Here is a 23997-nt window from a genome sequence, read left to right as displayed (position 1 = left end):
GACACCCTCTACGCCATGCTCCGCGACGGCACCCTCTACCAAGCCCAAACACCCAAAACCGCTTGACGAAAAACATAGGGACACTCTCACCGAACGACCCCTTCGGACGGACGCTCTCTCACCGAACGACCCCTTCCACCGGACGCTCTATCACCCGTGAAGGGTCAGACGGTATCCGCGAGGTAATCGATGGCCAGTTTGTACCCCAACACGCCAGCGCCAACAATGATCGCCTGGCAGACACCGGACAGGTACGAGTGGTGCCGGAACTCCTCACGCTGGTGGACGTTGGTGATGTGAACCTCGACGGCGGGCAATTGGACAGCGGCCAGCGCGTCACGAAGTGCCACTGAGGTATGAGTGAAGGCGCCCGCATTGATGACAATCCCGACGGCGGTGCCCCGTGCTGCGTGGATTGCGTCCAGGAGATCACCTTCGTGATTCGACTGGACGCAATCCACCGTGAAGCCATGCGATTCGGCCGTGGACAACGCGAGCTGCTCGACGTCGGCCAGCGTGGATGTCCCGTACTTCTCGGGTTCGCGCGTGCCCAGGAGATTCAGGTTGGGGCCGTTGATAACAAGGATGGTGCCGCGGCCGGCTTCGGTGGCTTGAGTCATGGCACCCAATCTATAGCGGCGCAGGACCCTCCGTGAATTGCGCCCGGCAGGTGAGCGAGGATCCCGGAAAAACACCCATTATGTGAGAGAGGGTCCGGGAAAAAGGGTGATTTGGTGAGAGAGGGTGCGGACTACTTGCGGGTGCACTGGCCGGAGCCCACGGGGTTGCTGAGGCCCGGGGCCTGCGCAGCGACGGGCTGCACGTCCTCCATGGTCAATGCGAAACCGAGAGCCTCGTTGCTGGTTGTCTTGGCGAAGATCAAACCGGCAACCTGGCCGTCCGTAGTGAGCAGCGGGCCGCCAGAATTGCCCGGTTGCACGTCGCCTGCAAGCTTGTAGACCTGCTCGGGCGAGGGGTTGCTGCCATAGATGTCAGGTACCAGGACGGTGGCGATTCCCTCGACAGTCGCCGGCTTCGACTGGAAGGGTCCGCCGTGGGGGTAACCGGCAAAAGCCGCCGGGCTGCCGTCAGGCAGGTCCGCACTCAGCGCAAGAGGCGAGGCTGAGAGCCCGTCCACGGCCAGCACGGCGATATCCCGCTGGGGGTCGAAGTAGACCACCCGACCCGGCAACGCGCCGCCGTCGGGCACTTCCACCACCGGTTGGTCCACGCCAGCCACCACGTGCGCGTTGGTGACCACGCGGCCCGGTGAGACAACAAAGCCGGATCCGGTCTGGTTCTGTCCGCATTCGAAAGCCGTGCCCGCGATCTTCAACACGGACCGGGCGGCCTGGTTGAGGGCCGGGGTGTCGGTAGAGGCGTTGGGAACCTGGACAGGAGTGGCGGAGCCGAAGCCTTCGATCAACTTGGGAATGCCGTCGCCGATCACCGTGGACCGCAACTGTGCCATGGTGCTCTTGACCGGAGTGGGCGTCAGCGAGTCGATGTAGCGAATCACGCGTGACTGGGCCAGTTGCTGGGAAACGAACGGCACGCCCAAGGAACTGATGCTGAACGCCAGCATGGACATCACCAAGGCAGCAACAACCACGCTGACCACGCCACCCACCAGGCGATCCACGGCGTGCAGCGGTTTCAGCCGCACTACGTGCCGGATGCGGCGGCCGATCATGGTTCCCAGCCCGTGGCCCAAGGCGATAAGCACGACGGCGGCACCCACCGTTGCGGTAAGCCTCCAGCCGCTGTCGCTCACCCAGCCGCTGACGAGCGGCACTGCAATAAACGCTGAGATGGCGCCCACAATGAATCCGGCAATACCACCCAGCGTTACCAGGAAGCCATTACGCAGGCCATAGATCAGGTAGGACAACAGCATCAAAATCAATGCCAAATCCAAAATGGTCAAGCCAAACACCAATGCTCCTCTAGCCGGGTAGCGCCAATTCTAGAGGGGCACCCTGACAGGATTCCGTTAGTCCGGTCACGATAGGGTGCCGTTCATGGCCTCCTGTTGCGCGCCAACTCAGGCGAGGGAGGACGAAATCCGCGTGATTTCAGCGTTTCGCGTGCCAAGTACGTCACAGAACTCTAAAAATTCTGAAACAATGGCTGAAGCGCCACGACCGAAACTTATTCTCAGGAGACTTCATGGACATCGAGGTATTGCGCCGCGCACCCCTCTTCGCCACCCTTGACGACGACGCATTCCGCTTGCTGACGGATGAACTCACCGAGGTGGACCTTTCACGTGGAGCATCGGTGTTCCGCGAAGGCGACCAGGGTGACCAGCTTTACTTCATTGTTTCCGGCAAGGTGAAGCTCGGCCGTACGTCGCCTGACGGCCGCGAGTCGCTGCTGGCCATCCTCGGCCCGGGTGAACTCTTCGGCGAGATGGCACTCTTCGATCCGAGCCCCCGCACGGCAACCGCCACGGCAGTTTCCGAAACGCGCCTGGCAGGCCTGAAGAACGAGAGCCTGAACTCCCTCCTCCGCACCCGTCCGGAGGTTTCCGCCCAGTTGCTGCAGGCCCTGGCCCGCCGCCTGCGCCGCACCAACGACTCCCTGTCCGACCTCGTTTTCTCGGACGTTCCCGGCCGTGTTGCCAAGGCCCTTCTGGACCTTGCAGACCGCTTCGGCCGCCCCGCTACCGACGGCGTGCTGGTTGCCCACGAACTCACGCAGGAGGAACTGGCCCAGTTGGTGGGCGCTTCCCGCGAAACCGTCAACAAGGCACTGGCCGAATTCGTCCAGCGCGGTTGGCTGCGCCTCGAAGCACGCGCCGTGGTGATTCTGGACATGCAGCGTCTGCGCCAGCGCTCCCGCTAGGACTTATAACGGGAAAGCCGCCCCGGTTCGTTGGAACCGGGGCGGCTTTTTTGTTGTGCGTTTGGCGGCCGGTGAGAGAGCGTTCGGTGAAACCCGAGGTGTCGTGAGAGAGCGTCCGCCACAAGCCGGGGTGTCGTGAGAGAGCGTCCGGGGACACACGGGGTGTCGTGAGAGAGCGTCCGGGGTGGGGTTAGCGTTCGCGCTGGGGTTCGCCGGCTACCGTCCGGGCGGCTTCGACCTCGAGCATGAGCTCCCCGGCTTGATCCACCAACTGCGGCTGGTACACATGGGCCTTGCGCTTGTAGCTGAGGTACGCGATGCAGCCGTTGGCGTGGGCCATCTTCTCCAGCATGATCTCCGAGCCCGGAACCAGAAGCTGCCCGAGGGTGAGACCAACCGTGTTCGCCTGGGCCACCTCGTCGCCCAACGCACTGGTTTCCCGGAGGGAGATGGCCTCTGCGGCATTCACCCAGCGGCCCCACACGCCCTTGCTGCCCAGGATGCTGGGCTGCTGGTTGATGGGCACCGTGGCAGCAAAGTAGCGGGTGTTGAAACGGAAGTGCGCAAAATCCGGGCTGAGCCAGTTGACCAGCGGCTTCAAGAGATCGGTCCGCAGCGACAGTCCGCGCTTGGCCAGTACCTCAGTGAAGGACTTCTCCTGGGCTGCGACGGCCTCGCGGGCCTTCATCCACTCAACGGTGGAGTTGGCCTCAACCGTTGAGGAAGCGTCAGGGCCAGCGAGGAGGACACCGGTTTCTTCGAAGAGTTCCCGAATGGCGCCCACCACGTGACGGCGGGCGAGTCCGACGTCGTCCGTTCCCATTTGCTCAGCCCAATGCTGGGGTGAGGGACCAATCCAACCGACCGGATCGTCGTCGGACGGGTCCAAGGACCCGCCGGGGAAGGCGAGAACGCCCAACGGCGAGGAGCCGGGCCGGTAACCCAGCCACGTCTCCAAGCCGGTGGGCGAATCGCGCAAAAGGACAACAGATGATGCGTAGCGGGCGGCCCTGGGGGTCCGCTCACCAAGTTCAAGCCAGTTCTGTGCTGCGCCTTCGAGTTCCGGAGGCAAGACAAACAGGCGACGAGCAAGTTGCGGCAATTGGGTGAACCGGTTCCTTAGCTGAATTCAGCAATGAGCTCGACCTCGACAGGCGAGTCGAGCGGCAGGACGGAAACGCCGACGGCGGAACGTGCGTGCTTGCCTGCGTCACCGAAGACCTGGCCCAGGAGCTCGGAGGCACCGTTGATGACGCCGGGCTGGCCGGTGAACGTCGGGTCCGATGAGACGAATCCAACAACTTTGACGATCCGGGTGACGCGGTCGAGGTCGCCAATGACACTCTTGACCGCGGCGAGGGCGTTGATGGCGCAGACGGCGGCGTAGCGCTTGGCGTCCTCGGGGTCCACAGTGGGCTCGTCAGAGTGGCCAAGTTCTCCGGTGGAGACCTTGCCCGTAGCTTCGAGTTTGCCGTTAATAAAGGGCAGCTGTCCGGAGGTGTAAACGTAGTTGCCGGAGACGACGGCCGGAACGTAGGCGGCAACCGGAGCGGCCACCTCGGGGAGGGTCAGTCCGAGCTCGGCGAGGCGCTGTTCAACGGCGGACGTCGGAGCGCCGGATTCCGCGGCAGACGTGGTTTCTGCGGGGGTGGTCATGGTTACTGCTTCTCCCTTTTAAGGTATGCGACAAGGCCTTTGCCATCGGGTCCACCGACGACCTGTACAAGCTCCCAGCCGTCCTCGCCCCACTGGTCCAGGATCTGCTTTGTGGCATGGATGATGAGCGGAATCGTGGCGTACTCCCATTTGGTCATGACAGAAAGCCTAGCCCTTGCCGGTAAAGTGGAAAACATGGTGACTCGCAAGAACCCCATATTCGACACTGCCACCACCCTCGGAAAGATTCTCGGTTTCCTTGGCGTGAGCGCGATTTGTGGCGTCCTGGTGGCCGGACTCCTGGTCCCGGCCGCCGCCGTCTCGGGCAGTGCCGCCAGTGGTTCCATCCAGTTCTTTGACACGCTCCCGGCGGAACTCCAAGTGGACCCGCCCAGCCAGAACACCACGATTCTGGCCAAGGATGGATCGCCCATTGCGTCCATCTACGCGGAGAACCGTACCAAGGTTCCGCTGGACCAGATGAGTCCGTACATCAAGGACGCTGTCATCGCTATTGAGGACAGCCGGTTCTATGAGCACGGCGGCATCGACACCACAGGCATTATGCGAGCCATCGTCAGCACGGCCCGCGGCAACAAGCAGGGTGCCTCCACCATCACCCAGCAGTACGTCAACAACGTCATCAACGAGTCACTGGTTTCTTCAGGCAAGAGTGAAGACGTGCTGCTCAACGGTGTTAATAAGGGTGTAGGAGACAAGCTTCGGGAAATGAAGCTCGCGATCGCCCTGGAGAAGAAGTTCTCCAAGGAGCAGATCCTTGAGGGTTACCTCAACATCGTCTTCTTCAACCGTGACGCCTACGGCATTGAAGCAGCTTCCAAGTTCTTCTTCAGCACCACGGCCAAGGACCTGACACTTCCACAGGCTGCCCTGTTGGCCGGCCTTGTGAACAGCCCTTCCGCGTTCGATCCGATCACCAACCCGGACAACTCCAAGAAGCGGCGTGACCTTGTCCTCAACGCGATGCTCGCCCAGAAGAAGATCACCCAGGCTGAGCACGACGAAGCTGTAGCCACTCCGGTTACCACCAAGGTGACACCAGCCCGCCAGGGCTGCGCTTACGCCACCATGGCTCCGTACTTCTGTGACTACGTGCTGCATCTGCTCTTCAACAACCCGGCCTATGGAGACACCCAGGAAGACCGCGAGAAGCGCATCATGCGCGGCGGTCTGACCATCCGCACCACCCTCGACCCCACAGCCCAGGCCGTTGCGCAGCAGCAGGTAGACGGCACCGCCGGCGCCAACCCGGACAAGTGGGGCGCTTCGATCACCTCCGTCCAGCCGGGCACGGGCCAGATCGTCAGCATGGCCCAGAACACCGTGTGGCTCCCGCAAGAGGGCAAGTTCGATCAAACCCAGAACTTCAACGTCGACGTCATGGATGCCAAGGGCAACGACCTCAACGGCATCGGCGGGTTCCAGCCTGGTTCGACGATGAAGCCCTTCACGTTCGCCGAATGGCTGAACGAAGGCAAGTCGATGAACCAGAACATCAATGCTTCGGTCCGGCGGTACCCCCAAAACTTCCCCTGGAAGAACACCTGCGATACGCCGACTGTCGGCTGGTATGACGCCACCAACGGAACCTTTGATTTGCAGAACTCCGATGAGGGTTACTACCGGAACATGACAGTCCTCTACGGCCTCATGAACTCCATTAACACGGCTACCTTTGCGTCGGCTGCACAGGTAGATCTCTGTGGAATCCAGAAGATTGTAGACGCAACGGGTATCCACGGCGGACTCCCCGCTCGGGATGACACCGGCAAGATCACGGATCCAAACCCGAAGGTCACTATGACCACTCTTGCCAACCTCATCGGTTCCACCCAGACCGCTCCCCTGACCATGGCCAGCGCCTTCGCAACGTTTGCCGCCGACGGCAAGTACTGCGAGCCCATTGCCATCACCTCGGTGAAGGACCAGTCCGGTGCTGACCTCCCAGCACAGTCTTCTAACTGCAAGGACGCGGTCAAACCAGAAGTGGCAAGAGGTGTGGCCTACGCAATGCAGGAAGTGCTGAACGCTGGTTCGGGCTCGTTGATCCGTCCGTCGCTTTCCACCAAGGGCAACTTCCCGGTTGCTGCCAAGACCGGCACCAACGACACCAACGGTTCCACCTGGGTTGTCGGTTACACCACGGGCCTGGCAACTGCTTCCTGGTTCGGCGACCCGCTGGGTGACCAGTCCCGTCCGGGCCGGAACCTGACGGTCAACGGCAAGTTTTACCAGTCGATCGACGGTTACATGATTGCCGGTCCGCAGTTCACCAACTACATGCTGTCCGTGGCCCCGGCCTATGGCACCAACCCGTTCCAACAGCCGCCGTCGAACCTTCTTGGCGGAGGCACCGTCCAGCGCAATACGACGCCATCCACCCCGTCCAACAACACACCGTCCACGGCCCCCTCTACGGGGACCGGTAACAACGGCAATAACGGTAATGGGAATGGCAACAACGACGGCCCCGGCAAGGACTAAAGAGTGACCTTCCGTGATTCCTTGGCAAACCGCGTCCGCACCGTCGGGCGCGGTTTCGCCGTAACTACCGCAATCGGCGCCACGGCAGGCGCAGCGGCCGCTGCGTACGGCTGGTGGGAGAAGGACCAGTTCGGGATCAGGCACGAGACTTTGCCGATCCTTCCGGACGGATTCGAGCCCTTCCGGGTCCTCCACCTCAGTGACATCCACTTCGTGCCCGGCCAGGACAAGAAGGCTGCATGGCTTCGCTCGTTGGCCGAACTCAATCCGGACCTCGTGGTCAACACGGGCGACAATCTGAGCCATGTGAAGGCCATTGATCCGCTGGTCGAGGCCCTCCGCCCCCTCATGGAGTTCCCCGGCGTCTTCGTGCCGGGGTCCAACGACTACTACGCGCCTCGGATCAAGAATCCGGCCGGCTACTTCCGCGGTCCGTCAAGGCCCAAGACAGACCCCATCAGGCTCGACTGGCCCAAGCTGCGCAGCGCCTTTGGAATGGGTGGCTGGATCGAACTGACCAACCGCTCCCAGTCCGTGGTGCTGAACGGGCTCCGCTTCGATTTCTCGGGCGTCGATGATCCGCACCTGAAGCGCGAACGCTACGCTGGCTGGCCCCGAGGCACCAGGAACCAGGACGCCCGCCCGCATTTGAAGGTCGCGGTCATCCATGCTCCATACCAACGCGTCCTCGACCACTTCACTGAAGCCGAAGCTGATCTGATCCTCGCTGGACACACCCACGGCGGCCAGATCTGCATTCCGGGTTACGGCGCCCTGGTCTCCAACTGCGACCTCCCGACGTGGCGTGCCAAAGGCTTGCACGATTGGGAAAGCGACGGATTCGTGACGCCGGTGAACGTCTCGGGCGGCATCGGCACTTCGCGCTTCGCTCCCGTCCGCATAGCCTGCCGCCCGGAAGCTGTCCTGCTGACTCTCACGTCCCGTAACTAAACGCAGCCCGCCATTACGATCCCCAATAACTGGGTCAAACATTTCACCGACGTTGCGCGGACCTGTGAAACGAATCACGGCATGGCATAGGGTAGTTGCTACGGGAAACTACCTCCGCACCATCTGAAGATCCAGCTGTTGAGAAGCGGGCATGTCCAAGCAAACGTCATTTTTCACCTCCGTCGGCCGCCTCTACCCCCATGTTCGGCCCATCCTGCCCCGGCTGTTCATGGGCCTCCTCTGCGCCCTCCTGGCCAGCATTGTTGCGCTGGCCATCCCCCAAGTGTTGAGGGTCCTGGTCAACAACTCGTTGGAACCCGGCGGCGACCCGGGCGCAGTCTGGATTGCCGCCGTCGTAATTCTGGCGCTTGGTGTGGGGGAAGCCGGGCTGGTGGCATTGCGCCGGCAGTTCGTGATCAACCCGGCAACCACAGTGGAAACGAAAATGCGCGTTTCCCTGTACGGTCACCTTCAGCAGCTCACCGTCAGCTTCCACGACCGCTGGGGTTCCGGGCAGCTGCTGTCCCGCGCCATGACGGACCTCAGCTTCCTGCGCCGCTGGATGGCGTTCGGCGCGATCATGCTGGTGGTCACCACACTGACGGTGATCATCGGCGTCGGGGTCATGTTCACCATGAGCTGGCAGTTGGCGCTGATCTTCCTCGCTGCCGCAGTGCCGATCATGATCAACTCGTTCCGGTTCCGTCGCCGCTTCAGCCTGGTCACCCGCTTGAGCCAGGACCAGGCCGGCGACCTCGCCACCACGGTCGAGGAATCCGTCCACGGTATCCGCGTCTTGAAAGCCTTTGGTCGCAGCCGGGAAGCCTTGGAGAACTTCAACGGCCAAGCCGAAGAACTCAGGCAGACCGAGATCGCCAAGGCCAAGCAGCAGGCCGGCTTTACGTTGGTGGTGACGCTGCTGCCGGAGCTCGCGCTGGGCGTGGGGCTGGTGGTGGGCATCATGCTCGCGGCGAGCGGCCAGCTGAGCATCGGTTCGCTCGTGGCATTCTTCGCGACCGCCGCCGTGGTGGCCACTCCGGTGGAATTCTCGGGCATGCTCCTGGCCATGGCGTTGACGGCGAAGACTGCGTTGGACCGCCACTTTGAGGTCATGGACACGAAGAACACCATCACCTCGCCCGAAAAAACCGAGGTACCGACCGTTGCGAAAGGCGCCTTGCGCTTTGAACACGCGGGCTTCGGGTTCGACGACGGCGGGACCCTCCTGCGCGACCTGAACCTGGACATCCGGCCCGGCGAAACCATGGCCCTCGTGGGCATCACGGGAAGCGGAAAGAGCGCCCTGCTGCAGCTGGTCCCCCGGCTCTACGACGTTACTGAGGGATCCGTGACCATCGACGGCGTTGATGTTCGGAACTTCGATCTTGAGGAACTCCGCCGGATCGTTGCCGTGGCTTTCGAGGACACCACGCTGTTCTCCAGTTCCGTCCGGGACAACGTGCTGCTCGGTGCGCCGGACCCCACTGACGCAGCGTTGGACGAAGCACTCGATGTTGCCCAAGCCCAGTTTGCCTACTCCCTGCCCGAGGGCGTGGACACGCTCATCGGCGAAGAGGGGCTCAGCCTCTCCGGCGGTCAACGGCAGAGGATCGCTTTGGCGCGTGCCATCGCGGCCAAGCCCAAGGTCCTGGTGCTGGACGATCCGCTCTCGGCGTTGGATGTGAACACGGAAGAGCGCGTCGAGGCACGGCTGCGCGATGTCCTCCACGACACCACCACGCTCATTGTTGCGCACAGGCCCTCCACCGTGGCGTTGGCGGACCGGGTGGCCCTGCTCGAAAACGGAACCATCACCGCCGTCGGGACCCATACGGAACTGTTGGCCGATAACGCCCACTACCGCTACGTCATCGCGAGCCTGGATACCGGCCCGAAGGACCTCGACAGCGAACTGCAGGATCTCGAAGACGCTGAGGAGGCCACCCGTTGAGCGCCACAACGTTTGGAACCGCGAACGAGGACAACACCCTCCTCTCGAAGGCAGACAGCAAAGCCGTACGACGCCGGTCGCTCGCCTTGCTTGCCTCGCTGATCCGGCCAGTACGGTTGCGTTTCTGGCTGACGCTTGTGATGGTCATCGTTTCGCAGCTCACCCGGGTGGCCGGGCCGGCGCTGATTGCTTTCGGCATTGACCACGCGCTGCCCGCTCTGCAATCCGGGGACAACGGATCACTGGTGCTGGTGGGCGTCCTGTACATCGCTGCGGCCATTGCCACCGCGGGAATGACGGCCCTGTACGTGACCTCAACCGCGAAGCTGAGTCAGGCCATGCTGCTGGATCTGCGGGTCCGGGTATTCCGCCATACGCAGCGGCTCAGCCTCGAGTTCCACGAGAAGTACACCTCGGGCCGGATCATCGCCCGGCAGACCTCGGACTTGGAGGCCCTCCGCGAACTCCTCGATTCCGGCGTGAGCTCCTTGGCTTCCGGCATACTTTTCATGCTTTTCACCGCTTGTACGGTGTTCGCCCTGGACTGGCGAAGTGGCTTGATCATGCTCGGGGCCGGCGTGCCTATGTTCTTCCTTGCCCGCTGGTACCAGAAGCATTCGCAGATCGCCTTCCGTGAGTCCCGGGTTGTTTCTGCCCGGTTGATCGTGCATTTCGTGGAGACCATGACCGGTATCCGCGCCGTCAAGGCCTTCCGCAAGGAACGCGAGAACGCTGAGCAGTACGGAGAGGTGGCGGAGGCCTACCGCAAGAACACCGTTCGCTCCATCTTCCTGAACGGTGTTCTGCAGCCCGGCCTGGTACTGATCGGCAACGTGTGCGTGGCTGTTGTGTTGTTGTTCGGCGGCTTCCGGGTCCTCAATGGCGAGTTGGCCGTGGGTGTGCTGCTCGCGCTCATTCTCTCGACCAAGCGCTTCTTCCAGCCGGTGGACCAGATGGCCATGTTCTACAACTCGTTCCAGAGCGCGCAGGCAGCGTTGGAGAAGGTGTCTGGCCTGTTGGAAGAAGTTCCCACGGTTCGACCGCCGAAGAACGCCGTGGCGTTGAAGCAGCCACGCGGGGAGATCGACTTCAACGGCGTGGAGTTCGGTTACAACGACAGCTCAGTTGTTGTCCCGACCCTGGACCTGCATATCCCGGCTGGCCAGACCGTCGCGTTGGTCGGTCAAACGGGTGCCGGCAAATCCACGTTAGCGAAGCTGGTTGCCCGCTTCTACGACGTCACGTCCGGATCCATCACCCTGGACGGCGTGGATCTGCGCGATCTCTCCACCACCGACCTGCGCCGCGCCGTGGTGATGGTGACCCAGGAAGCCTTCCTGTTCAGCGGTTCCGTGGCCGACAACATCGCCCTTGGCCGTCCTGAAGCCTCACGGGCCGAGATAGAGGCAGCAGCTGCGGCTGTGGGTGCACACGAGTTCATCATGGGACTTCCCGACGGGTACGACACCGACGTGAATAAGCGCGGCGGGCGGGTTTCCTCGGGACAGCGGCAGCTCATCGGCTTCGCCCGCGCATTCCTTGCCGCTCCCGCGGTACTGATCCTCGACGAAGCCACTTCTTCCCTGGACATCCCCTCGGAACGAATGGTGCAGCAGGGACTGGCGAACCTTTTGGAGGGCGTTGCGGGCTCCAACAACGCCCGGACCGCCATCATCATCGCGCACCGATTGTCTACGGTTGAGACCGCCGACCGCGTGCTGGTGGTCCATGACGGCCGCATCGTGGAGGACGGAACGCCCGCCGAACTCATCTCGGGTGGCGGCCGGTTCGCACGGCTGCATGGGGCCTGGAAGGACTCGCTGGTCTAGCTGTCAGTCGCTGGGGCTGGCGGTGCTGTTGTGACGAGGGACACCGCTCCCCCGATTTCGCATCCGGCACCGATTCAGCTATCCTTGAACAGTTGCTTTCGCAGCGGATCGGGATGTAGCGCAGCTTGGTAGCGCGCTTCGTTCGGGACGAAGAGGTCGCAGGTTCAAATCCTGTCATCCCGACCAATAACGAGAATGGCGTCGAGAAATCGGCGCCATTTTTGTTTTTCCAGTAGGCTCAACAAAGTCTGCGTGGAGTTTGCGCAGTAAGCATATTCAGGGCTTTGGGGGGCTCACATCATAAACAAATCCAGCATCGGCCCATTCCGCGTCAACGAAGCTCCGGCTTGGAAAATCGCTGCGGTGGCCACTTTGCTTTCACTGACTCTGGCCGCTTGCACTTTCGGAGACCAGTCAGCGGACGTCCTTTCCGCCAAACCGCAAACCAGCGATGAGTCACCCGCCCAGCCAACAACGCCGGCGCCGACCACCAAGCAAGCGACGGTCCCAACAGCGGGGGCTTCCATGACTGGCGCACAAGGGAGCGTAGTCCTGGATTCCACAGGGATTCCAAGGACCTACACGATCGAGGCGGGGGACACCTTGGACGGGTTCTCCTTCGCTTCGGTCTAAGCGCCGACGAATTAGCGGAAGCCAACAAGGTTCCCTATGTCAGCGAGCGGGGGAATACGTACTTCATCCGCGAGGGACACGCGATCGTCCTGCAGAAGAACCCCGTGGACGCAAGGGCCGGACGGGGAGCCACGGTGAACAATTCCTTTGGCCAAGCGATCTTCTACACCACCGTCGAAGGAGATTCTTTCGACAGCCTCGGTTACCAGTTCCGTTCCACCACGGAACAGATACTGCTCTACAACCCTGCTCTTTCAGCAAACAAAACCATTCCAGCCGGCACCAAAGTGTGCCTCATTCCGGGGGAGCTGAAAATCGAGAAAGCACGGGGCGAATTCACGGCCGACTCCAATGGAGTTCCGTTGACCTACACCACCGCCACTGGAGACACCGAAAGCCAGGTGTCATTCCGGTTTGCGATCACGGACCTGAGGGCGGCCAACAGGCCTTCAAGCGGCACGGGTGGCTCGTGGTTTTCGTACGTCGATCTCCCAAGCGGCGAACTCACCCCTGGGCAGACCATCAGCCTGTCCTTGGTGAACCCGATCAACAAGCCGGAAGCTTGAGCACAGCCCTTGAGGCCGCGCCACATGCAAAAAGAAACCCGGAGCAGCTCGTTTGCTCCGGGGTTTCTTCCAAGGTGTTGCTTACATCGGGTCGGGCCAGTTGCCGATCGATGACGTGGTGTAGGTGGTGTCCGTTGACTTCGTCGGTGCCGACACGCTGGCGCGCATCGGATCCGGCCAGTTGCCAATGGCACTGACGGAAGAGTTGGAATCCACGGACGATGCCGCGGAGACGACTGCGGGAGCCGCAACCGTGAACGCAAGAGCGCCTGCCAATGCCACCGAAGCGGCGATTTTCTTGAACATAGTGTTCCCCAATGCGAGTCGGATTCGTTACGGAAATTACACGGTCCCTGTTGACATACATTGTAAAATGTTTTCCACAGAGACTGTCAAGGGTATCTGTCGCAGAGACATGTTCAGGAGGAGGGACCCGTGGGAAACGGATTCGGCGAGAAGTTGCGTGCCGAACGGCTCGAACGCGGATTGACCCAGGCTGAGCTGGGCAAAAACCTGTATTCCCCGAGCTACATCTCCCTTCTGGAGACCGGTCGGCGTGAGCCTACGGCCGAGGTCATCGAAGAGCTCGCACGCCGACTCGAACTGGCCCCCAAGGCGCTGGAAGCCTGGAGCCAACCCGTCTCCGTCAGCGATGCTGAGTACGTCCTGGCGGGTCTCTACGCCCGGCAGGCCTGGGACTTGCGTGATTATCCGCTCGCCGCAACGCATGCAGCCACCGCAGCGCAGATTGCCTTGGAAGCCAAGAACAACAGTGCCTGGTGGAACATGACGTATATGCAGGCCGAGTGCGTGATGAAGCAAGGCTTGCTCAAGGAATGCCAGCAGATCGTGGAACACCTGCTGGAGCACCCCATGGCCACCGAATCCGCCGGCCTGGGAGTTCGTGCCTGGCAGATGCTTGCCGCTGTGTGTCACGGACAAGGGCAGCTGGCTACCGCCGTCGAGCATGCAAAGCAAGCCGTGAAGCTGTGCGAGCAGCTGCCCAAGGGCTCCACGTTGATCATCGGTGCGCACCGCGCACTGATCGGCGCCCTTGCGGAGAGTGGCAAGCTGGACGAAGCGTGGGAATACTGCCTGGCCATGATCGAGCACATGGACGAGCACTCCATGTCGCAGCTGGCTGGCGAGGTGGCGTGGGTTGTAGGCAACGTGGCCTTCATGCGGCACGACTACGCCGAGGGCATCAAGCACCACGAACGTGCAGCAAAGCTCCTCTCCCCCGCCAACGACATTGAGCTGTGGGCCCGTTTCAACAAGGCCTCCGCGGCGGTCCGCTTGTCGTCGGGCATTGTGGAGCCGGAAACGCTGTCCGCGATCGAGCGGGCAGAGTTGGCGTTGTCGATTGTGGGCGGCAACAAGACAGACCAGCTGGAAGTCGCCTTCATTCGCGCCCGCTGGCTGTACCTGACCGGGGACATTCCTGCCGCCGTCGAAAAGCTCCGCGAAATCTACCAGGACCGCAAGGCCCTGGCCCGCCACACTGCCGGTGAGGTGTCGTTGCTGCTGGGCAAGTCGTTGAAGGCTGCCGGCGAAACGTCCGAGGCCCTGCATTTCCTGGAAGAAGCCCAGCACGATTTCAGTGCCGCCGGCGCTTCGGACCGGGTGCAGCAGGCCATGGATGCCGTGCTGGAAATCCGCCTCGCTGAACGCCGCGCGGCCGCGTCGCACACGGAAGCCGTTTAACCCAAACTGACTGGCAGTAGTTGTTGTTCTGAGCTCAAAACAACAACTACTGCCAGTCAGTTGGGTGGGGTCATGCGAAGGTGGGGGTTACGCGAAGGTGCGGCCCGTCAGTTTCTCGTAAGCCTCAACGTAGCGGGCACGCGTGCGCTCCACGACGTCCGCGGGAAGAGCCGGCGGCGGAGTGTCCGAGGCCTTGTCCCAGCCTGACTCGGCGGACGTCAGCCAGTCACGGACGTACTGCTTGTCATAGGAAGGCTGCGACTTGCCGGGGGCATACGTGGACGCATCCCAGAACCGCGAGGAATCCGGGGTCAGGACTTCGTCACCGAGCGTGATCACGCCGGTGCCCGCATCGATGCCGAACTCCACCTTGGTGTCCGCAAGGATGATGCCGCGTTCACGGGCGATCTCCTCGGCGCGGGTGTAGATCTTCAGCGTGAGCTCACTCAGGCGCGCGGCGATGTCATCGCCAACCATCGCCACGACGTCGTCGTAGGTGATGTTCTCGTCGTGTTCGCCCACCTCGGCCTTGGCGGACGGCGTGAACAGCGCGGTCTCCAGGCGCGAGCCGTCAACAAGTCCCTCGGGCAAGGGAATCTCGCACACGGTCCGGGACACGTTGTATTCGGCCAGGCCCGAACCCGTCAGGTACCCGCGGGCGATGCATTCCACCGGGAACATGTCCAGCTTCTTGCAGATCATGGCCCGGCCCTCAACCTCGGCCGGAACGCCGCCCTCAACAGTGGAAGCGAGGACATGGTGTTCCACGTCCAGCTGCTCGAACCACCACAGGCTCAGCTGCGTGAGGATGCGGCCCTTGTCCGGGATTTCGCTGCTCAGCACGTGGTCGTAGGCGCTGATGCGGTCACTGGCCACCACCAGGACGCAATCCTGGCCGAACTTTTCGGTAATGGACTCATCGGCCGGAACGTAGAGGTCGCGAACCTTGCCGGAATAGACGTGCGTCCAGCCCGGAAGCTGCAGCGCCTCGGTTTCGAAACCGCCGGTGGGAAGGGATTCAGTCATGCTCAGGCCTGTACTTTCGGGATGGTGCCGGTAGCCGTGTAGGGCACCCGGATTTCGCCGCGGGCGGCCTTGCCTGCAATATCCGTGCGGAACTGCGAGCCTTCCAGCTGAACCAGCTCCACGCCGTCGTACGCTTTTTCGCGGGCCTCAACCAGATCGGAACCGAGCGCCACCACCGCGAGGACGCGGCCACCGGCGGAGACAACCTTGCCTTCGTCGTCCAGCTTGGTGCCGGCGTGGACAACGTGGACTCCGTCCAGCTCGTCAACCTTCTTCAGTCCGCGGATGCGGTCGCCCGTGCGGGGCGTGTCCGGGTAGTTTTCGGCGGCAACGACGACGGCGACAGCCGTGTCCTTGGACCAGCGCAGCTCTTCTGCCGTGTCCAGTTCGCCCTTGGCAGCTGCCAAGAGAAGCGCACCGAGCGGCGTCTTGAGGCGGGCCAGGACAGCCTGCGTTTCCGGGTCGCCGAAGCGTGCGTTGAACTCGATCACACGGGTACCGCGGGAGGTCAGGGCGAGGCCGCAGTAGAGGACACCGATGAAGGGGGTGCCGCGGCGGGCCATCTCGTCCACGGTGGGCTGCGCCACGCGGTCGATGACCTCCTGGACCAAGCCTTCCGGAGCCCACTCAAGCGGAGTGTAGGCGCCCATGCCACCGGTGTTGGGGCCTTCGTCGTTGTCGAAGATGCGCTTGAAGTCCTGCGCCGGGGACAGCGGCACGGTGGTGCGGCCGTCGCAGAGGACGAACAGGGAAACTTCCGGGCCGTCCAGGAATTCCTCGATCACCACGGTTCCGCCGGCGTCGAAGCAAGCCTGCGCGTGGGCCAGGGCCTCTGCACGGTCCTTGGTGACGACAACGCCCTTGCCTGCTGCGAGGCCGTCGTCCTTCACAACATAGGGAGCGCCGAAGGTATCCAGGGCATCGGCCGCTTCCTCGGCGTTCACGGCAACACGGGCCATCGCAGTGGGGACTCCGGCTTCCGCCATGATCTGCTTGGCGAACGCCTTGGAGGCTTCAAGCTGGGCAGCTTCCTTACTGGGTCCGAAGACTGGAATACCGGCAGCGCGCACGGCATCCGAGACACCTGCGGCCAGGGGAGCTTCCGGACCGACTACAACCAGGTCCACGGCCAGCTTGGTGGCGAGGGCAGACACGGCTTCAGGGTTGTTCCCGTCGATTGCGTGCGTGGGGACCAGTTTGCTGATGCCCGCGTTGCCGGGTGCCGCGTGGACCTCGGAAACGTTGGGGTCTTCAAGCAGAGAGCGGACAATGGCGTGTTCGCGGCCGCCTGGGCCAATGACGAGTACCTTCACAGTCCTCAAGGGTACTTTGTGAAGCCGCGCGAGTCCTAAGGTGTGTCGGTTGCCGGAACGGGATGACCCCCGCCAGCGCCCTAGACTTGGCTCATGCCACTGAGTTCCCATGAAACTTTTACTGTTGAGTCCGCCGTCGAACTTGCAGTGATCGAACGCAGCGGTTTCATCGAGTCACGGCACATCGGCGCAGCGGTGGTCCTGTCCGGCGACGGAAATGTAGTCACGAGCCTCGGCGACATTGACGCGCCCATCATGGCCCGCTCCACTCTCAAACCATTCCAGGCCCTCGCGGCCATGCAGGCCGGCGTTCCGCTGCGTGGCGCCCAAGTGGCCGTCGCGTGCGGCAGCCACACCGGTTCCCTGGACCATATGGACGTGGTGGAGGGCATGCTCAAGGCCGCCGGGCTCCGCGTGGACCAACTCCAATGCCCCGCTGCCTGGCCGCAGGACGAGACGGCCCGGAACTGGTTGGTCCGCTCCGAGCGCGGAGAGTCGAAGCTCGCGTTCAACTGTTCCGGCAAGCACGCGGCCTTCCTGTGGGCCTGCGTGGAGAACAGCTGGGACCTCCGCAGCTACCTTGAGCCGAACCACCCCCTGCAGCAACGCGTACGCGCCGTGATCGAGGAATACAGCGGCGAGCCGATCGCGCACCTGGGCATCGACGGCTGTGGAGCCCCCGTTGCCGCGATCTCCCTGACAGGCCTGGCGCGGGCCTACTCCCGGCTGGCGAAGGCCCCCGGCGACCCTGCGTCCAACGCCCGCGCCGCCACCATCGCCACGTCCATGCTGGACTACCCGTGGGCCGTGCAGGGCAAGGGCGAGGCCAACACGATCGTCATGGAAGAGTTGGAGGTCCTGGCCAAGATCGGCGCGGAAGGCGTGCTGGTCCTCGCCACCCCAACGGGCGCCACTGTTGCCGTCAAGGTATTGGACGGCAACCTCCGCGCCACATCCCTGATAGGCCTGACGCTCCTGGCCGTCAGCGGCGCCGTGGATATTCCTGCTGTGTCCAACGTCCTGGAGCGCGTAGTGGAACCAGTGCTTGGCGGCGGACGGCAAGTGGGAAAGATCCGTTTGGGTCACGCTGTGTCCGCAATGCTCGGCTAACGCGACCAATTCCGTCAGCCAGTCAGACAGAGGAGAGAGTTTCACCATGGCAGTTGCACGACGCCGCATCGACATCCAGGAGGGCCGCGCCGCGCTGGAAGCCTGGCAAACCGCCGTCGGGCCCTCCGGCGGTTCCGGCACTGCGGAAGGTGCCACCCCGCCGTCGCGCTCAACCATTGCGACGGCGGTCCGCTACTCCCTGGAGGAAGTCACCGCCCGCGCGCCGGGCAATTCCGTAGAGGTCCGCGTGCCGCCGTTCGGCGTGACGCAATGCGTGGAGGGCCCGCGGCACACGCGCGGCACACCCCCGAACGTCATCGAGACCGACGGCGCCACCTGGCTTGAGCTGGTGACGGGAAGGATCTCGTGGGGGGACGCAGTAGCGGCCGGTCGGGTGGCTGCCTCGGGACTGCGCGCTGACCTCTCGGCGCTGCTCCCCCTGTAACTGCCTTTAACGACGGCGGCCGACGCCCCTTGGTGGAGGGGTCGCCGGCAGCTGTTCCGTCAGTGTTTTCGGTGAACCAGGGTCAGTCCGGGCAGACCGGGGTTTCGGCCTGGCCCTTCTTGCTCATCTCAAACTGCGGGATGTTGTCCTTGGTGGGGCCGCCGCGGAACTTTGGCGACGGGTTCTGGCCTCCGCTGATGCGCTCGAGTTCCTGCTCTTCATACACGTCTTCCTTGCCGAGCATGATGGCGGAGTCCTCGTTGGTGATTTCACCCTTGAAGGCGCGGAGCATGACGCTGCGGTCGAACTGGCCTTCCCACTTGGCCACCACGAACGTGGCCACGCAGTTGCCCAACAGGTTGACGACGACGCGCATGGAGTCCATGAGGCGGTCGGCTCCGAGGAGGAGCGCCACGCCGGCGACCGGGAAGATACCCAGGGCCGCAGCCGTTGCGGAGAGGGCCAGGAACGATGAGCCCGGGACGCCGGCCATGCCCTTGGAGGTCAGGAGCAGCACACCCAGGGCAGCCAACTGCTGGCCGAGGTCCAGGTTGTGGCCGAAGGCCTGTGCAAGGAACAGCAGCGAAATCGAGAGGTAGATCGCTGCGCCGTCCAGGTTGAAGGAGTAACCCGTCGGAACCACCAGGCCGGTGGTGGCCCGGGAGCAGCCGGCATTGGTCAGCTTGGTCATGATGCGGGGCATGACGGCCTCGGTGGAGGCCGTGCCGAGTGCCAGCAGGAATTCCTCGCGGGTGTACTTGAGGAACTGCCACAGCGGAACCCTCGCGAAGCCCCACGCCACCAGGAACAGCAGGCCGATGAAGACGATGGCCGCGCCGTAGCAAGAGGCGATCAGGAGTGCGTAGGTACTGAGCGTTCCGAGACCGTACTGGCCAATGATGAACGCCATGGCACCGAAGGCACCGATCGGGGCAACCTTCATGATCCAGGACATGATCTTGAAGATCAGTTCCAGCACGGTTTCCATGAGGCTGATGACGGGCATGCAACGCTCACGGCCGATGACCACGATGGCTGCGCCGAAGAAGACCGAGAAGAACAGCACCTGAAGCAGGCTGTTGTTGGCGAAAGCGCCGATCACGCTGGTGGGAATGACATCCAGGAGGAAGGCAGCGGCGTCCTTGGGCGGAGCGTTGCCGGTCTTGGCGTTGAGGGCATCCTGGGAGAGCGTGGACGGATCGATATTCAGCCCGGCGCCCGGCTGGACGATGTTGCCCACAATGAGCCCAAAGACCAGGGCGAAGAGGGTAGCGCCGGTGAAGTAGAGGAGTGCTTTGACCCCGACTCGTCCGACCGCCTTGACGTCGCCAACCGCTGAGATGCCCGTGACGATCACGAGGAAGATCAGCGGGGCGATGATCATCTTGATGAGTTGAATGAATCCATCGCCCAACGGCCGGAGGGTGGACCCTATATTCGGCCAAAAATGACCGATGAGCACACCTGCGACGACGGCGATCAGAATTTGGAAGAAGAGCGACTTATACAGTGGCTTCTTCTTCCGCGGGGCCGAACTCGCCTTCAGCGCCGCAGAGTCTGGGATCTTCATTGATCTGAACCAATCAGTTTGGGAACAGCCCCTCATTTTCGGGGGATGTTTTTCAATGTAATCCTGCTCACATCATTCCGCAAGGGGAAAAAGCTTTTCCATAATATGGAAGTCATGATTGGTTTGGTATGCCAAGGGTGGCGTGCCGCCACCACCTTCTTTGACATGGGGAAGCCCCCGAATCGCCGGGATATACGGCGATTCGGGGGCTTGGCAGCGGCAAAGTTGGTCGTGGCGGCACGGTTGGCCGCAGCCGGGTGGGCTGGCCCGGCTGGGACGGCAGGGGGCCGCAGGGGCCTCTGGGGTGGAGGTTGTGGGCCGCTCCCTAGCCTCGGCCTACGAAGGGCATCCCTGCCGCAGTCACCACCAGGGAGCCAACGCTGGCCGACGCCGGCATGTTGGCCATGAGGAGCACGGCCCGGGCGGCGTCGTCTACCGGGAACATCGGCTCCACCTTGCGTGACCCGTCGGCCTGCAGCGCACCCGATCCAACGCCGATGGTGTCCATGATTTCAGTGCGGGTGTTGCCGATATCGATCTGCCCGCATGTGATGCCGAAGGCCCGGCCATCAAGTTCAATGCTCCTGGTCAGGCCGGTCATCGCATGCTTGGTGACGGTGTAGGCCACGGACCTGGGCCTGGGTGAGTGCGCGGAGATGGATCCGTTGTTGATGATCCGCCCACCCTGTGGTGACTGGGCTTTCATGGTCCGGACCGCCTCGGCGGCGCACAGCATGGAGCCAGTCACGTTGACGCGCAGCGTGGCCTCCCACTCCGCCACATCCAAATCGCCCACGTCGCCTGAGGGCCCGAAGATGCCAGCATTGTTGAAGAGGACGTCCACCCGACCCCAGCGCTGGCGCACCATACCGAAAAGGCGGGCGACGTCGTCGGGCACTGTTACGTCGCACGGCACCGCAAGCGCCTCGGGGTGACCCTCCGCCGTCTCCAGCAGCTGCTCCTCGCGGCGGCCCGCCAGGGCAACACGGTAGCCCTCGGCGAGCATGAGCCGGGCAACCGCCCTGCCGATGCCGGAACCGGCCCCGGTGACGACGGCGACCCTCGGGTCGGAGGGCAGGCTGGGGTCAGTCATATGGTTGCCTTTCGGGATGGCCTTAGCGTGCGGCGGTCTGGGCCGCGGGAGTTATCGGCCAGCCTATGACAGTCTTGGGGCGCGGTGCGGCGTAGGTGCGGACCTTGGACGTGGAGAGGCCCAGGCGGACGAGCGACTCGGCGATGGTGACGGCCGAGGCGACGCCATCCACTACGGGAACGCCGGTGCGCTGGCGGATCTGGTCATCCAGCCCGGCCATGCCACCGCAGCCCAGGACGATCACTTCGGCGTGGTCCTTGCTGACGGCTTCCTCGGCCTGGCCGACGATTGCTTCCACGGCGCGGTCCGGGTGTTCTTCGAGCTCCAGCACGGCCATGCCGCTGGCCCGCACCGACGCGCAGCGGGCATCGAGTCCAGCCAGCTTGAGGCGGTCTTCGATGAGCGGAACGGCCCGGTCCAGGGTGGTGACCACGGAGTACTTGTGGCCGAGGAACATCGCAGTGCTGGCGGCTGCCTCGGTGATGTCCACTACCGGGACGTCGAGGAGTTCCTGGAGACCCTCCCGGCCGTGTTCGCCGTAGCCGGCCTGGATGACGGCGTCGAACGGCTCCGGATAGTTGACCACTGCGTCCATGACGGCGATGGCAGCCAGGTAGCTTTCGAAGTTTCCTTCGCAGGAATCAGCGCCGAAGCGCGGGGTGATGCCGATGATTTCCGTGCCGGGCGCGGCGGCGGCCCGTGCCTGGGCCGCGATGGAATCGGTCATGGACTGGGTGGTGTTCACGTTTGCGACCAGGATGCGCATGGTTTCCTCTCAACGGCCATGCCCGCCCTCGCCGGCGTCCGCAGGGATTCGGAAGCCAGGAGGGCGGGCATCACCTTTGCTGATGCTTTAGTGGGTGCTGGCGACGGCGATCGGCTCGCCGGAGACGTCTTCGTGCTGCTGCTTCTTGTCAGCCACGGCGAAGTACGTGAGTGCGGCGAGGCCTGCGCCGATGAACCAGGCGAACGGAGCCGCGGCTGCCAGCCCCGGGAGGAAGGCGATGGCGATGGCCAGTGCCGCTGCCGGGATCATGGCGATGATCGCTTTGGGGTTCACGCCCCGCTTGTAGAAGTACGCAGCCTTGGGATCCTCGGTGTAGAGCTCGGGGACGTTGACCTTGCCGCGACGGACCAGCCAGTAGTCGGCCATGACCACGCCGAACAGCGGGCCGAGGAGGGCGCCGAGGCCACCGAGGAAGTACACGATGACGATCGGGTTGTTGTAGAGGTTCCAGGGCAGGATGACCAGGCCGATGGTGCCACTGACCCAGGCAGCCCGGCGGAAGTTCAGGTGCCGCGGGAACAGGTTGGTCAGCGCGTAGACGGGAGCCACAAAGTTGGCCATCAGGTTCACCGCGATGGTCAGGATCAGCAGGGCAAGGCAAGCGAGGACCAGCAAGAGCGTGTTCGGGATGCTCTGGACAATGTCCGAAGGGCTCTCGATGACCGTGCCATTGATCTTGTACTGCCCGCCGGCCATGATCACAACGATGGCTCCGAAGACCAGCATGTTGATGGGAATGCCCCAGAAGTTGCCCTTGACGATGGACTTCTTGGAGGTGGAGGACCGCGTGAAGTCGCAGAAGTTCAGGACGAACGTGCCGTAGATGGAAACCCAGAGGGCACCGCCGGCAAAGATGGTCAGCCACATCTCGGTACCTTCGAGGCCTTTGATGCCGGACCACTGGATGGCCCCGCCTGCTTCGATGAAGACCCACACGGCGATGGCGGCCATGGTGACCAGGATGATGGGCCCGGCGAAGGCCTCGTACTTACGGATCATTTCCATGCCGAAGCTCACGATGACCAACTGGACGATCCACAGGGCAACAAAGGAGAACCAGCCAAGGGTGGAAAGGCCCAGGATGGAGTTGCTGTCCAGGTCCTTGAGGCCCGGGGCAACGGCAACCAGCAGGACGCGCAGCACCACGGAGGCAAGGTAGGTCTGGATGCCGAACCAGGCGACAGCGACGGCGCCACGGACCAGGCTGGCGATCTGGGCGCCACGGATACCAAAGCTGATGCGGCTCATGACGGGGAACGGAACACCCGTCTTCTGGCCCATGAAGCCGGAGAAGTTCAGGAGGGCAAAGAGCAACACGGCTCCGATGCCCAAGGCAACCAGGATCTGCCAACCGCCCAGCCCCAGCGAGAACAGGCCGATGGCAAAGGCATAGTTACCCAGGCTGTGGACGTCGTTGGCCCAGAGGGTAAAGATGCTGTAACTGGTCCACTTTCGGCCTTTGGCCTTGGTGGGTGCGAGGTCAATGTTGTAGAGGCTGGGGCTGATGGTACGGCCTGAGGCTTCGGAAGCGATGGCACAGAGTTCCGTATTTCCTACGGAAAGCAGGTGGTGCCCACCTTGGTGCTCATCTTCTTCCGGGGTCCCAGTGACGCCGACTGATGAAGTCGTCTGCATCGTGGATCTCCACTTCGTACTGTTTCCACATTATGAAAACAAGTTATTGAATAGTGAAAGAACTCTATGACTCAGGTCACGTCGCGTCAAGGGTTGAACTGTATGACGGGTCACATTCTGTTGATTGGCGCAGCAGACAGGAGTTGACTGTAGCGGTCCCGCAATCCGTATTGACGCTGCCCAGCCGGCGTGCGTAATCTCGAATTGCAGAATTTTATTCTCACAATACGAAATTCCATGAGCGCCCCCACAGAGCAAGCGCCCAGACATTCAATGAAGAGAGGTTGGACGTGGCTGCAGGAGAAGAGACCTCACACATCCTTAGTGGGTTGACTGCCCAGTTGCCTGATCGTGATCCGGAAGAGACCGCGGAGTG

The 23997-nt window shown here is 62.8% G+C and carries 21 protein-coding genes and 1 tRNA gene; 10 read left to right on the top strand and 12 right to left on the bottom strand.

Annotated elements, in window-relative coordinates:
• Window positions 1-164: 164 nt before the first annotated feature.
• Both aroQ and ACH488_RS21175 read right to left on the bottom strand, forming a co-directional pair.
• Window positions 165-620 carry a type II 3-dehydroquinate dehydratase gene (gene aroQ, locus ACH488_RS21180; protein WP_397326557.1) on the bottom strand — a complete coding sequence of 152 codons (456 nt, stop codon included), beginning with the start codon at window positions 618-620 and terminating at the stop codon, window positions 165-167.
• 131 nt (window positions 621-751) lie between these two features.
• Window positions 752-1936, bottom strand: a complete 1185-nt coding sequence (locus ACH488_RS21175) for a MarP family serine protease (RefSeq protein WP_397326556.1) — start codon at window positions 1934-1936, stop codon at window positions 752-754.
• A 233-nt stretch (window positions 1937-2169) separates the two neighbouring features.
• Here ACH488_RS21175 and ACH488_RS21170 point away from each other — a divergent pair, with 233 nt between their 5' ends.
• On the top strand, window positions 2170-2847 hold the full coding sequence (locus ACH488_RS21170; protein WP_003797871.1) for a Crp/Fnr family transcriptional regulator: 678 nt from the start codon (window positions 2170-2172) through the stop codon (window positions 2845-2847).
• A gap of 190 nt (window positions 2848-3037) precedes the next feature.
• Here ACH488_RS21170 and ACH488_RS21165 read toward each other — a convergent pair whose 3' ends face one another.
• The 3 genes from ACH488_RS21165 to ACH488_RS21155 are packed head-to-tail and all read right to left on the bottom strand — an operon-like array spanning window position 3038 to window position 4661.
• A complete protein-coding gene (locus tag ACH488_RS21165) occupies window positions 3038-3949 on the bottom strand; it encodes an NUDIX hydrolase (RefSeq protein WP_397326555.1) in 912 nt (303 codons plus the stop codon).
• 17 nt (window positions 3950-3966) lie between these two features.
• Entirely contained in the window at window positions 3967-4503 is a 537-nt protein-coding gene (locus tag ACH488_RS21160; RefSeq protein ID WP_397326554.1) for a RidA family protein, read from the bottom strand.
• Window positions 4504-4505: 2 nt separating this feature from the next.
• Window positions 4506-4661 carry a DUF4177 domain-containing protein gene (locus ACH488_RS21155; protein WP_011775990.1) on the bottom strand — a complete coding sequence of 52 codons (156 nt, stop codon included), beginning with the start codon at window positions 4659-4661 and terminating at the stop codon, window positions 4506-4508.
• Window positions 4662-4698: 37 nt separating this feature from the next.
• Here ACH488_RS21155 and ACH488_RS21150 point away from each other — a divergent pair, with 37 nt between their 5' ends.
• The 6 genes from ACH488_RS21150 (at window position 4699) to ACH488_RS21125 (ending at window position 12938) form a co-directional block, all read left to right on the top strand.
• On the top strand, window positions 4699-7008 hold the full coding sequence (locus tag ACH488_RS21150) for a transglycosylase domain-containing protein (protein WP_397326552.1): 2310 nt from the start codon (window positions 4699-4701) through the stop codon (window positions 7006-7008).
• A 3-nt stretch (window positions 7009-7011) separates the two neighbouring features.
• A complete protein-coding gene (locus tag ACH488_RS21145; RefSeq protein WP_397326551.1) occupies window positions 7012-7959 on the top strand; it encodes a metallophosphoesterase in 948 nt (315 codons plus the stop codon).
• Between the two features lie 151 nt (window positions 7960-8110).
• A complete protein-coding gene (locus ACH488_RS21140; protein WP_397326550.1) occupies window positions 8111-9910 on the top strand; it encodes an ABC transporter ATP-binding protein in 1800 nt (599 codons plus the stop codon).
• The gene (locus ACH488_RS21135; RefSeq protein ID WP_397326549.1) at window positions 9907-11739 is read left to right on the top strand and encodes an ABC transporter ATP-binding protein; all 1833 of its coding nucleotides are present in this window, start codon (window positions 9907-9909) and stop codon (window positions 11737-11739) included. Before ACH488_RS21140 ends, ACH488_RS21135 begins: the two co-directional genes overlap by 4 nt.
• A gap of 109 nt (window positions 11740-11848) precedes the next feature.
• Window positions 11849-11925 (top strand) — tRNA-Pro (locus ACH488_RS21130).
• 581 nt (window positions 11926-12506) lie between these two features.
• Window positions 12507-12938 (top strand): LysM peptidoglycan-binding domain-containing protein, encoded by a 432-nt coding sequence (locus ACH488_RS21125; protein WP_397326548.1) that lies wholly within the window; start codon window positions 12507-12509, stop codon window positions 12936-12938.
• Between the two features lie 81 nt (window positions 12939-13019).
• Here the strand turns inward: ACH488_RS21125 and ACH488_RS21120 are convergent, their stop codons facing one another.
• Entirely contained in the window at window positions 13020-13244 is a 225-nt protein-coding gene (locus ACH488_RS21120; protein WP_397326547.1) for a hypothetical protein, read from the bottom strand.
• Between the two features lie 129 nt (window positions 13245-13373).
• On the opposite strand from ACH488_RS21120, the gene ACH488_RS21115 reads away from it, so the two are divergent.
• Complete coding sequence (locus ACH488_RS21115; protein ID WP_397326546.1) at window positions 13374-14642, top strand: helix-turn-helix domain-containing protein; 1269 nt, start codon at window positions 13374-13376, stop codon at window positions 14640-14642.
• A gap of 87 nt (window positions 14643-14729) precedes the next feature.
• Here the strand turns inward: ACH488_RS21115 and ACH488_RS21110 are convergent, their stop codons facing one another.
• Entirely contained in the window at window positions 14730-15668 is a 939-nt protein-coding gene (locus ACH488_RS21110; protein WP_397326545.1) for a phosphoribosylaminoimidazolesuccinocarboxamide synthase, read from the bottom strand.
• Between the two features lie 2 nt (window positions 15669-15670).
• Window positions 15671-16981 carry a phosphoribosylamine--glycine ligase gene (gene purD, locus ACH488_RS21105; RefSeq protein WP_397326558.1) on the bottom strand — a complete coding sequence of 437 codons (1311 nt, stop codon included), beginning with the start codon at window positions 16979-16981 and terminating at the stop codon, window positions 15671-15673.
• A gap of 93 nt (window positions 16982-17074) precedes the next feature.
• Here purD and ACH488_RS21100 point away from each other — a divergent pair, with 93 nt between their 5' ends.
• Together ACH488_RS21100 and ACH488_RS21095 are read left to right on the top strand one after the other, a co-directional pair.
• Window positions 17075-18091 (top strand): asparaginase, encoded by a 1017-nt coding sequence (locus ACH488_RS21100; protein ID WP_397326544.1) that lies wholly within the window; start codon window positions 17075-17077, stop codon window positions 18089-18091.
• A gap of 46 nt (window positions 18092-18137) precedes the next feature.
• Complete coding sequence (locus ACH488_RS21095; RefSeq protein WP_397326542.1) at window positions 18138-18536, top strand: sterol carrier family protein; 399 nt, start codon at window positions 18138-18140, stop codon at window positions 18534-18536.
• Between the two features lie 82 nt (window positions 18537-18618).
• On the opposite strand, the gene ACH488_RS21090 is transcribed toward ACH488_RS21095, so the two are convergent.
• From ACH488_RS21090 to ACH488_RS21075, 4 genes are all read right to left on the bottom strand, one after another.
• Window positions 18619-20106: a cation:dicarboxylate symporter family transporter gene (locus ACH488_RS21090; RefSeq protein WP_397326540.1), complete on the bottom strand. Its 1488-nt coding sequence runs from the start codon at window positions 20104-20106 to the stop codon at window positions 18619-18621.
• A 325-nt stretch (window positions 20107-20431) separates the two neighbouring features.
• The gene (locus tag ACH488_RS21085; protein WP_397326539.1) at window positions 20432-21199 is read right to left on the bottom strand and encodes an SDR family oxidoreductase; all 768 of its coding nucleotides are present in this window, start codon (window positions 21197-21199) and stop codon (window positions 20432-20434) included.
• Window positions 21200-21221: 22 nt separating this feature from the next.
• Complete coding sequence (locus ACH488_RS21080) at window positions 21222-21965, bottom strand: aspartate/glutamate racemase family protein (protein ID WP_397326538.1); 744 nt, start codon at window positions 21963-21965, stop codon at window positions 21222-21224.
• Window positions 21966-22052: 87 nt separating this feature from the next.
• A complete protein-coding gene (locus ACH488_RS21075; protein WP_397326537.1) occupies window positions 22053-23621 on the bottom strand; it encodes an NCS1 family nucleobase:cation symporter-1 in 1569 nt (522 codons plus the stop codon).
• Window positions 23622-23997: the final 376 nt, after the last annotated feature.

Source organism: Paenarthrobacter sp. NPDC018779, assembly GCF_044391085.1.
In the GTDB taxonomy this organism is placed as follows: domain Bacteria; phylum Actinomycetota; class Actinomycetes; order Actinomycetales; family Micrococcaceae; genus Arthrobacter.
The sequence above is the reverse complement of the archived record's forward strand: the minus strand, read 5'-3'. Positions and strand labels throughout refer to the sequence as shown.